The organism is Bradyrhizobium sp. CCBAU 11386 (genome assembly GCF_028128955.1).
Lineage (GTDB): Bacteria > Pseudomonadota > Alphaproteobacteria > Rhizobiales > Xanthobacteraceae > Bradyrhizobium.
Genome location: NZ_LBKA01000001.1, coordinates 1 through 10,461 on the forward strand (window position 1 = coordinate 1; position 10,461 = coordinate 10,461).

Annotated in this window: 11 protein-coding genes and 2 pseudogenes; 5 read left to right on the top strand and 8 right to left on the bottom strand. The window is 59.8% G+C overall.

Annotation, left to right across the window (positions count from 1 at the left end):
- Positions 1–25 precede the first annotated feature (25 nt).
- From XI09_RS00005 to galE, 3 genes and pseudogenes are all read right to left on the bottom strand, one after another.
- Positions 26–280 carry a hypothetical protein gene (locus XI09_RS00005; protein ID WP_271565116.1) on the bottom strand — a complete coding sequence of 85 codons (255 nt, stop codon included), beginning with the start codon at positions 278–280 and terminating at the stop codon, positions 26–28.
- Between the two features lie 219 nt (positions 281–499).
- Entirely contained in the window at positions 500–673 is a 174-nt protein-coding gene (locus XI09_RS00010; protein WP_271565117.1) for a hypothetical protein, read from the bottom strand.
- A gap of 276 nt (positions 674–949) precedes the next feature.
- Positions 950–1,940: pseudogene (galE, locus tag XI09_RS00015) on the bottom strand (UDP-glucose 4-epimerase GalE).
- A 254-nt stretch (positions 1,941–2,194) separates the two neighbouring features.
- On the opposite strand from galE, the gene XI09_RS00020 reads away from it, so the two are divergent.
- The 5 genes from XI09_RS00020 to XI09_RS00040 all read left to right on the top strand — a co-directional run bounded on the left by XI09_RS00020 (position 2,195) and on the right by XI09_RS00040 (position 4,473).
- Positions 2,195–2,590, top strand: a complete 396-nt coding sequence (locus XI09_RS00020; protein ID WP_271565118.1) for a hypothetical protein — start codon at positions 2,195–2,197, stop codon at positions 2,588–2,590.
- 236 nt (positions 2,591–2,826) lie between these two features.
- Entirely contained in the window at positions 2,827–2,982 is a 156-nt protein-coding gene (locus XI09_RS00025) for a hypothetical protein (protein ID WP_271565119.1), read from the top strand.
- Between the two features lie 617 nt (positions 2,983–3,599).
- Positions 3,600–3,725: a hypothetical protein gene (locus XI09_RS00030; protein WP_271565120.1), complete on the top strand. Its 126-nt coding sequence runs from the start codon at positions 3,600–3,602 to the stop codon at positions 3,723–3,725.
- The gene (locus XI09_RS00035) at positions 3,718–4,002 is read left to right on the top strand and encodes a hypothetical protein (RefSeq protein WP_271565121.1); all 285 of its coding nucleotides are present in this window, start codon (positions 3,718–3,720) and stop codon (positions 4,000–4,002) included. The genes XI09_RS00030 and XI09_RS00035 overlap by 8 nt, the downstream gene beginning before the upstream one ends.
- A 51-nt stretch (positions 4,003–4,053) precedes the next feature.
- Complete coding sequence (locus XI09_RS00040; RefSeq protein WP_271565122.1) at positions 4,054–4,473, top strand: hypothetical protein; 420 nt, start codon at positions 4,054–4,056, stop codon at positions 4,471–4,473.
- 68 nt (positions 4,474–4,541) lie between these two features.
- Here XI09_RS00040 and XI09_RS00045 read toward each other — a convergent pair whose 3' ends face one another.
- The 5 genes and pseudogenes from XI09_RS00045 to XI09_RS00065 form a co-directional block, all read right to left on the bottom strand.
- A complete protein-coding gene (locus XI09_RS00045; RefSeq protein WP_271565123.1) occupies positions 4,542–4,871 on the bottom strand; it encodes a hypothetical protein in 330 nt (109 codons plus the stop codon).
- A gap of 121 nt (positions 4,872–4,992) precedes the next feature.
- On the bottom strand, positions 4,993–5,646 hold the full coding sequence (locus XI09_RS00050) for a hypothetical protein (protein ID WP_271565124.1): 654 nt from the start codon (positions 5,644–5,646) through the stop codon (positions 4,993–4,995).
- A gap of 16 nt (positions 5,647–5,662) precedes the next feature.
- Positions 5,663–6,403 (bottom strand): metallophosphoesterase family protein, encoded by a 741-nt coding sequence (locus XI09_RS00055; protein WP_271565125.1) that lies wholly within the window; start codon positions 6,401–6,403, stop codon positions 5,663–5,665.
- A gap of 458 nt (positions 6,404–6,861) precedes the next feature.
- Positions 6,862–7,551 carry a hypothetical protein gene (locus XI09_RS00060; protein WP_271565126.1) on the bottom strand — a complete coding sequence of 230 codons (690 nt, stop codon included), beginning with the start codon at positions 7,549–7,551 and terminating at the stop codon, positions 6,862–6,864.
- A 255-nt stretch (positions 7,552–7,806) separates the two neighbouring features.
- Positions 7,807–10,461, bottom strand: a pseudogene (locus XI09_RS00065) (hypothetical protein); the annotation flags it as partial.

Consider the following 10,461-nt stretch of genomic DNA (forward strand, 5'->3'; position numbering starts at 1 on the left):
GTCGGTCGGAACACCTCACGCACGATCAGCTTGAGGTCGTCTTCAGGGTGGCAATGGCCACTTGGCAGTGGTCGGCTCCTGTTGTGAGGTGTTCAGGCCAATCGATCGGTTTGCAGAGAAGACCTCGGCGGTTGATCTCCTTGAGCACTCCATCCGCTCGCTGTCTTGCCGCGAGGCCAACGAGATGGGAGCCAGCCGAAGCGTCGGACAGGACCTCGTGACGGATGAACTCATACATCCGTAGAATGAAGTGGTCGGAAAGGCCGTCAAAATCTGCCATGGCGGTCACTATCTTCGTTAAAATAACCAAGCGATCAGGCGCCAACTGGCCCAGCCAATTGCGGTGATCCAAGTAATCGTTGCGACGCCGGCGACGCTCAGGAAGGCGATTGGTAGAAGGTAATCGCCAATCCGTCGGCGCCCACGAACCGACGTAATTTCCTCGGTTTTATCGAGCGTGTCGATCGGGATACCGGGTGCGCGCTCGTGGCCGCGCCTATCAGTCCTTCTTGGTGGCCTTCGACTTGAGCGACAGACCAAGACGCAAGGCCATGCGCTTGATTGCGTCGGGCGAGCGCCCGAGTTGTTTCGCCGCCTCTTCCAGCGACGTCGAAGACTTGGCCAGCTCCATGAGCCGGCGGTCTTCCTTGAACGACCAGGGCTTCCTCGCCATAACCGAAATGATCCTCTCGCATCGACAAAGACAAAGCCGCCAAGCGGACCCATGTTCGCTCGACGGCTTTGCTTGGGTGGGGCCGGGCCTTTGGGGGAAGCCCGGTGCGGAGATGGATATTCGATCGGTGAGACTTCGCAACAAACAACGCGGATTAAGCTAACCGCTCAACCTTACCGGGATGAAATCGGCGCGCAGCGCTCCGTATAACCACGGGAGTTTCGCTGAGGCCGATCCGTGTGGGGCCCGGCAAATCGCAACTGCGCCGCGTCCTTTCTATTTCAACGGATGAGCCTTCTGGTGCCAAGCCCAGGCGGCACGAATGATTGTGGGCAGATCGGAATGAGACGGCACGAAATTCAAAACTTTGTATGCGGCGGAGGGATTGGCCACCAAGTAGGTCGGATCGCCCGGTCGTCGCGGCCTGATCACGTGTGGTACTTCGCGCCCGGTCTCCTGCTTGATCGCGGAAAGGATCTCCCGCACCGAGAAGCCTGCGCCAGCGCCGAGATTGAAGCTGCCGCCGGCATGTCCTTCGAGCAGCAGTTTCAGCGCAGCGACATGCGCGGCCGCAAGATCGGTAACGTGAATATAATCGCGAATCGCGGTGCCGTCGGGTGTGTCGTAGTCGTTACCGAAGACGGCGAAGTCGCCGACATGTCCCTGCAGCGCCATCATGGCGCGCGGGATGAGATGCGTCTCGTTGTCGCGCAGCTCGCCGATGCCGCCAGCGGGATCAGCCCCGCTGGCATTGAAATAGCGCAGGCAGAACGCGCCGAAGCCATAAGCTCCGCGATAGTCGGCGAGCATGCGCTCGATCATCCATTTCGATGCGCCGCAGGGGTTGATCGGTGCGCAGGTGAAACTCTCCGGCAGCGCCTTGCTATCGGCATTGCCGTAGACCGCACCGGTGGAGGAGAACACGATGCGATGGCAGCCGGCATTGCGCATGGCCTTCAGCAGCGACCAGCGTGCCCTGCACGTTGTTGATGTAGTACTTCTGCGGATCAGCGACGGACTCGCCAACCAGGCTCGCGGCTGCGAAATGCATCACCGCGGAAATCTCGTGGTCGGCGAAGGCGCGCGCGAGTGTCGCATCATCCAGGAGGTCGCCGACCACCAGCGGGCCCGCGACGAAGCTTCGATGGCCGGTAGAGAGATTGTCGTAGACAATGGGCTGGTAGCCCGCAGCAGCGAGCGCGCGGCATGCGTGCGAGCCGATATAACCGGCGCCCCCGGTCACGAGGATGGTCAGTCGGTTGGTCATGTCGTCTCCGCGGGTTGGCAGGAGAAAAACTGTCAATCAGGATCGGGCCATTAATCAGGATCGAGCCACTAATAATGTGCACGGAGGACGGTGGTCAAATCGGTCCTGTCCATTCGCCTTAATTTGCACCGGCTGAACGGGGGGATGGGCCTCGTTCCAGCCGCCTGGTGACGCTCAATCGATAACGGATTAGATTGATGAGATATTCCGGACCTCGGCCGCGATCGATGACGCAAAAACGAGCTCATTGTGGCGTGATCATGCTCATGCTGACCGCGTTCGGCTGCGGCGGGCAAGGCTTGGCGGGCGATGAGGCCGTGGCGCAGGACGCGCCCACGGCATCGGACGCGGTTGAGGCCGAGAGCCCGCTCGCGCCGGACAGCCTGATGTCCCGCGACGATTGGAAGCGCCGTATCGCCGACGCGCGCAAGCGCGCGGATCAGGCGCGATCGGACTGGAAGCTGATGGCGCCCTTGCGGGCAGCGATCCCGCCCGATCCGCCCGAGAAAATCGCGACCCAGCGCGTGCTCAACGACGACACACTCCGACCCGGAGACATCGTGTCGACGGATAAAGGCCTGTTGCTGTTCCGCGGAAGGTCTGGCCCGGACGGCGAGGCGGCTGAGTTTGTCCCGATTGCACCACGCTGATTGCGCGCGTTACATTTTTTCTCCGCCTTGAAGGCTATGCGATCGCGAACATCGGAGCGCATCGAATCAAGCCGCTGCGACAGATCGGATTGAAAATCAAATCCGATTGCAGGCGCGCAGCGCATTGCCGTTATCTCCGCAAATCACGTTGCATTTCTTGCGCGAGACAACTTGCGTCACGAGATCGTCGAATTCATTCTGCTATGTCATGCGCGAACAACAATGCGAATACGGTCATGCTGCAGAGAGCTCGAACGGCGTTGCCGCTCACAAAGATCAGAGAGCGGGCATTCGAAGGCGCATTTTTCAGCGTGGTGCTGATTGCGATGGCGGGCTGGGTCTATTTCATCACGCTGTTGATGGTGAAGTTGTTCCTCTGGTTCCTCGGTTGATGAGATCGAAGTTCAATCCGCGAGCAAAGTGCTGCCCAAAGATTCGCGGACCTGACAAGAAATTCAGCGATGTTCATCATGATGTCGTCACAACTGGACGATGAGATCGGCATGAAGAACAGAGTGTCAGGGGAGATCGAAACGTTCCGCAAATGGAAAGATAGCGATGGCGCCCGTCTTGATCCTGCTCTTGATCTTCTTCGCTGGTTTCGGCCTTGGTTACGCGACGCGCGCGTGGCGGTCTCGCAAACGCCAAGAGCGGCGCCGGCTTTATGCGCCCTATGGTCCCTCCCGTCCTCGAACGGGGGCGCCGCTAGCTCAGACCCGACGGGCGTTTTGAGGGATTGCAACCGGAGGGCGGACGGCTCGAATGCAGCCTACGGAACGTGATCGCGACACGAAAGAGACGGAAGGCCGGTCCCGTTGGATGCCTGATGGCTGGTCGCCTCCTCAGCACGGGTGAAGCAGCAGGAAGCTCACGAGCAATCGGAGTAACCATGTCTGCTTAGGTTAAATCGCACCGGCCATTGTTCGATCGGAACCCGGCAGCTAGGTAGCGCTCGAATTTTGCAGGCAAGTGATGGCTGTTCGTGTTGCTTTGAGGGGGGCTTAAGCTGATGATCTGGCTGATTGCTCTGATCGTGCCGCTGGTGGGTGCTGCTCTTTTTGTCAGGGCCTATGGTCGACGTCTCGACGCATTGACCGGTCCCTGGATCGCCAAAGAGGGGGCGCGCCATGACTAGCCTGAGGAACAACGCTCCCCGCCGATATTTTGTCGATGAGGTGGGGCGGCGCGTCTTGATCGGCCTGACTCGTGAGGAGACGTTCGAATTCGAGCGGCTGGACAGCCAACCCGCCCTTCCTCAGGGGACCGGGCAGGCTGGGCATGATGCAAATGGTCTGTGGGCGGCTGATAGCGAAGCGCGCTGGCTGGCCCTCTACGCCAAGCACGAAGGCGCCTGGAAGGCCTGGATGGCGCAAAACCGCGACGAGCGGTCCGAAAGCTTTAATCTTTATTAACCATGCCGGACCCATCTTCTGGTCCGGCGCCATCAACCGGAAGATGCAGGTATGTTTCAACTGTTCTTGCGGGCCCGCACCTATAATCTCCTGCGAGACCAGTTTCGCGGCGAGCAGGAGTTTCGCGCGCGGTCGCCCGAGCGGGACGCGGAAACCGACCGCGGCCGCATCGAAGCCATCATGGACGCGATCGAGAGCGCCCTGCAGGCGGCCGAGCGTGAGCAGGCCGGTCTGAACCGGCGCGTCGAGGACGTCCTCGCGCGCGCCGCGGTGACCTTCGGCAATGGCGATGACGAGTACCTCGAGCGCGAGGCGCTGGACAAGCACCACCAGGATCTATTCGACAAGGAGATCCAGAACGGCCAGCGCCGGCTCAAGGAACTCAATTCCTCGATTGCGCATTTCAAGTTCTTGAAGGCGGCGGTGCTAAGCCGCTTTCCGGAATTCAGGGCCGAGGTCGAGAGCAACTAGACGCGCGGCCCTTAGCTTGCCGCGCCTCTCGGCGGTTAGGCCAATGAAGAGCTGGCTCCGCAGAAAGTTCAGTATTGCAGAACGTGCTCGGGGAAGGCCGGGTGCGCGTACCGTGCATAGGTCCGGACACGCCCGTAATAGTAGCTCGGCTCATCTCTGGTTCGCGGATCAAGCGCATACGAATAAGCCTGCTCCAACGAGCGATGCCGGACGCGTACAACGATCGGACAGCCGCACCGCGGGCCGCAATAGGGATTCGGACCACGATCGATATAGGGCACGCTGCTCGCGTGGCGCACCGCGGTCGGCGGGACGGCGTAATCCGCTGCGGAAGACGACGGTGCAGCGGAGACGGTCAGGCTCGAAGCGAGCGCGAGAAGTCCAAGAAGAGATCGCATGACGTGTGTTCCCCAATCCACGTTAACCTTAGACGGTCCGGCTGAAACGGGCAAGTTGGCTCCTGACGCGGGCACGCTCGATCTGTAACCCGCGAACGCTGCGTGTGCCCAACAAACGGGCCTAGCTGCGCAAGGCGCCGACAAAGGCCGGGTCAATCGCTTGAACGGCTTGCTCCAGGAACGCCTTGCCTTGTTTCGACGCCCGGCGATAGGTCCGCACTAGCGCGGTCTTCAATCCGGGCTGACGCAGGAGGATCAGCCGCACGTCGCCACGCGCGAGCTCCGCAAGATCAAGATCGATCAGCGCGTCGGAAAGGGTTGCGATATCAAGCCGCACCGGCATCAGCCGGGCATCGCCCGGCGCGAGGAAATACGCCATCTTGAGCGCTCCCAGCGCGGTAGGGCCGCCGGGGTCGTGCTGGGTCTCGAGCAGCGCGAGCGCGAGCCACAACTCGGCGTCGTCGGGCGCCGCCGAAAGCGCCTGCCTGACGCGCAATCGGGCGCGCTCATTTTCGGCGGACGCGCCGCCTGCCACCTTGCCGTGCTGGATCGCCTGCAGCGCCGCGATCAGGGCGTGATTACTTGCCAGATCCGACCTGACGGCGTCGAGCCAGCCCGGCACGTCGCCGGCCGGCGCGACGATCTTGGTCGGATCGGTAGGAAATGCTGGCCTTGGCGCTGCGGTCAGCTCCGCGACAATGGAGACGAGACCATAGCCGCCCACGACCAGAGCAAGCGCCATCAGGGCGATACGGAAGCGCTTGGAAGAATTCATCGGCGAACAGCCTTCGTCACAGTGCGAGCAGACTATCGCCCTGGAGGGTTAACAAGGTCAAATTGCCCGTCGCGTAGGCGCCGGTGTCGATGTTGATCCGGTTGAAGCGGATATCCGGCTCCTGGACCGGCGTATGGCCGTGAACAATATACTTTCCGAAATGCGCCTCGCTCTGAAGAAACTCCTCGCGAATCCAGAGCAGGTCGTGCTCCTGCTGCTGGGCCAGTGGCACGCCGGGCTTGACGCCGGCATGAACGAAGAAGAAGTCCCCGCAAACGAAGCGCAGCCGCAGGCTCGCGAAGAATCGGTGCTGGTGAGGAGGGACCCTGGTTGCAAGCTGATGCACGAGCTCGGCTTGCTCAGCCGCATCAGATTTGAGCGATGGCCGCAGCCCATAGGAGGCCAGGGTCTGAAGGCCGCCGAATTGCTTCCACTGCTCCAGCTGGGACGGATCTTTTAGCACGTCCGACAGAAAGGCTTCGTGGTTCCCCTTGAGAAACACCGATTCGTGCCGGCGACCGCGCTCGATCAAGAGTTCGATGGTCCGGTAGGAGTCCGGGCCCCGATCGATGTAATCGCCAAGGAAGACGTGGATGGGCCGCCTCGAGCCGATGGTCGTGAGGTCCTTGTCGATCACGGTGAACATCTGCTGAAGCAGATCGGCACAGCCGTGAATGTCGCTGATGGCGTAAATGCGAATCCCCTCCGGCAGCCTCGGCTTTCGCCTTTGCGTCTTCGAGCTTGACCATTTGAACATAGAGCGGACTCAGGGGACCCGGGATGCTTGCAGGGTGGCGTGATTCGGATAATTTATGCGTATTTACATCATAGACGGATTGTCTAGGCCATGAGGCCATTTAATCCAGGCGGCGGCAATCGCGACGATAGATGGAGGTTTGAAGGGCCGAAGCCGGGATGTTAGGTCGGCTCTACACCGCAGACATACACTGGACGGCCCCGCTGGCCCGGATCGAAGACGCCATCACCCATTTCGCGAATCGTCCCCATGGCGGGCGGGAGGACCGGCATCTCTGACCGCGGCTTCTTTCATGTCCGGCCGAAGCTTTCTCGGCCAGCTGAATTAGCTACTCCACAGGGCGGCTGCACGCCTCTCGAGCGGGGACGTTTGGGGCACACCGTCATCGCCGGTTGAGCCCCAACATCTCGAGGCCCTTGAGCCGCCGTGCGGCTCAGACGGTTAGAGAATGGTGCGGGCTAGCTTCTTTCGAAAATGTAAAAGTCGGCAAACGATGTGTGGTCTGGATTGTTCGGATCATAGGGGTATCGGTTCGGAATGCGTTCGCGCAGCCGCCAACCACCGATGTTGCTGTCGATCCAGCGGGTAAAATTTCGATGGTGAACGTGCTTGCTGGGCCAACTCTGATCCATGTCGCTCGCGTAGACAATCACGTGGCGCGTCGCCGCTTCGAAAAGCTTGGTCATGTACGTCTCGAAGACGAGATCTTCCACGAGATGGTAGATGACATCGAGCGACAGGCTTAGCTCAGCAGCCAATGAGGGATGCTGGCCGCTCACATAGAACTGCTTGGTCGGGTCGCTGGCAAATCTCGAGCGACACTTTTCGACGATCGTTTGGGACACGTCGATGCCAATGAACGACGGATAGTCCGCCAATGCGAGCTGCGCGCCATCGCCGACACCGAATTCGACGACCGATTTGATGCTGTGGTCTCTGACGAACTGGTTGATGATCTCTGCTTTGAATGCGGCGAGCCGATTATATGATCCCGCCCCGGAGTTGCCGCCGAATGAATAGCGATCCTCCCAGTATTGGGCTGAATTTCGAAATTGCGGTGCGTTTGCCTTCTCAAAGCGTCCTTTGGCAGCCGCTAAAGCGTCGCCAACAACCGGAATAGACCGCACGAACTTTCTCAGGCCGCCCATCAAACGCTCCCGCTCTGGTTCCCTTTAGTCGCCATTATAGCCGATGGTTGTGACACCGGAAGAGGGAACCAAGGGAAACAATCCGCAAGACCGACTATTCGCGGAGATGCGCTTGTTATATCGCCGGAATTCAGCCCTTTTGTCGGCTTATTCGCGGAAAAGCGTTGAGCATTCAAAGGTGGATTGGACGAAGATGTCGATCGGCCGCTCGATGGGCTGATCGACGATCTTCTAACCGTTCCCGATCATACGCGATTACACCATCACGAGGTGATCGCGGATCCAACCGGCATCGTGGCGCAAATCGGCTAGCTGTTGCGTGGTCGCGTCGTCAACCATGGCGATCGAAGCGGTATGTCCTGCTGCGTCGACGACATAGCCGCCGTACTGCTGGTAGGCTTTGGCGACCGCCAATCCTTCAGGAGTCAAGCCGGCATGCTCGATGTCGAGGGCGCTCGGCAACGCGAAGTGAGCTCCAACCGGGATGGTGCCTTTATACGTGGTCACGCTGCTGCCGTCCGCCGATACGGCTGGAAACACAAACTGGTCGAGTTGGCTTGTGCCCGCCTTCAGCTGAGTTGGATCCAGCTCGATCGCCATGGCGTGGTTGATTGAAAGGCTGTTCAGTTCATCCGTCGTAATGAGACCCCCGAGCAGAGATGCGCCTGACGCACGGACACCGGCCCCGACGCCCGGTGCAGTTCCCCAGCCGGTGCCGTTCAGGTCACCTTCCACGAGGTAGCTTGCGTGCCAGGTCTGGCTCACGGAGTCGTAACTTGCCTTCCAGGTTTCCCAATAGTGGATGCCATCCGGGTCGGTGAAGACGGTCCAGCCGTCGCTGCCATGTGTCGGCATCAGATTTGCTGGTGTGGCAAGGTCGAGTGCGCCATGCGATGAAAATCCACCGCCCACTGTCGCCTGGTTTAAGACGTCATAGGTCCACTTCACATGAGGTGCATCCGTTGGTGTGTTGAAGAAGAGATTTTCCGACTGTACCCATGTAGTCGCGAGACTCGTGTCCTTGAATTGCAGGTTCTGAACAGAGTTCGGATCCGAGTATTGAACATTCAACTGACTGACCGGCGTGTTCCAGAGGCTGTTCGTCGAGAAGAAGTGGTGCCCGGCAAGTTCGAAATCTGCCTGATGTGCCAGGAGATCTGCCTTGCTCGTGCCCGAAAGCGTCAATGTGTTGCCCTGTCCGTCATCGACAACGGCGCCGGCCGCGCTGTCAGTTGTATGGTTCTGAAGCATGTCGGCCACGCTCGTGAACGCGGTTGTATCCATTCTGATATGGTCGTTGCTGAGATCGAAAGAGGCGATTGTGTCGTGACCAAAGTCGAACTTGAATACAAACGTCTCTTGGCCGGTGCTGGTAAAACTCTCATTGGCGCTGCTCGAGTAGGTGGTCAGGCTATGCGTCCCATCGAGTGCGATCAGGTCCTGGGACTTGAGAAAGCCGGTGCCGTCGTAGACGTCATGCTCGACAACATAAGCTGCGCCGGGAACGTTTGTCAGGAAGACGTCCTTGCTGTTGTCCACATGGACCACGGTTTCCTTGGTAAGGACCGGCTGGCCATTCATGACGGTATAGAGCTTGGTGTCCGAGAGGTCGGTTGATCCGGCCGCGTACTTCGTGACGTCGCTGTTCAGGACTGCTTGACCATTGAGATTCGTGTAAGTTCTCGTATCCGTGGTCCCGTTCGAGCTCACGAGCACCTCGGATTTGAGAACACCCGCAGCATCGTAGTAGTCGGCCGTCTTGGTTGCATCCGGGGATACGGCATAGGCGAAGTCGAGTGTGCCGTCGGAATGGGTGCGCACCGTGCTAGTGAGGGCGCCGGCTGCATTATAGGCGTCGTGTTCGGCAACATAGGTCTTGCCGGTGATATTGGAGAGATAAATATCCATGGTCTTGTCGGCGTGGACCACGGTGTCGTTGGTGAGGAGCCCGTTGGTGTAGACGAAGGTATCGGATGTCCCATCCGGGCTCATCACCCAACGTGAATTCAGGACGCTGCCGCTGGCATCGTATTGCAGTGCCGTCTTGGTGCCGTCTGCCGACAGGGTATAGGTGTAGTCGAGGGTGCCGTCCGCGTGAGTGCGCACCGCACTGGTGAGAGCGCCGGCTGTATTGAAGACGTCATGTTCAGCGACGTAGGTCTTTCCGGCAATGTGGGAGTAGTAGATGTCCTTGCTCTTGTCGACGTGGATCACCGTCTCGCTCGTCGGGACGCCGTTGGTGTAGGCGAGGGTGTCCGAGGAGCCGTCCGCGTTCACCACCGAGCGGGATTTCAGGATGCTGCCGCTGGCGTCGTACTGCAGCGATGTCTTGGTTCCGTCTGCAGCCAGGGTGTAGGTGTAGTCTACCGTCCCGTCGGCATGGGTGCGCACTGCGCTGGTGAGAACGCCAGCCGTATTGTAGACGTCGTGTTCGGCGACGTAGGTCTTGCCGGTGATGTTGGAGTAGTAGATGTCCTTGCTCTTGTCGGCGTGGACCACGGTTTCGCCGGTGAGGACGCCGTTGGTGTAGGCGAGGGTGTCTGAGGAGCCGTCCGCGTTCACCACCGAGCGGGATTTCAGGATGCTGCCGCTGGCGTCGTACTGCAGCGATGTCTTGGTTCCGTCTGCAGCCAGGGTGTAGGTGAAGTCGACCGTGCCGTCGGCATGGGTGCGGACTGCGCTGGTGAGAACGCCAGCCGTATTGTAGACGTCGTGTTCGGCGACGTAGGTCTTGCCGGTGATGTTCGAGTAGTAGATGTCCTTGCTCTTGTCGACGTGGACCACGGTTTCGCCGGTGAGGACGCCGTTGGTGTAGACGAGGGTGTCCGAGGAGCCGTCCGCATTCACCACCGAGCGGGATTTCAGGATGCTGCCGCTGGCGTCGTACTGCAGCGATGTCTTGGTTCCGTC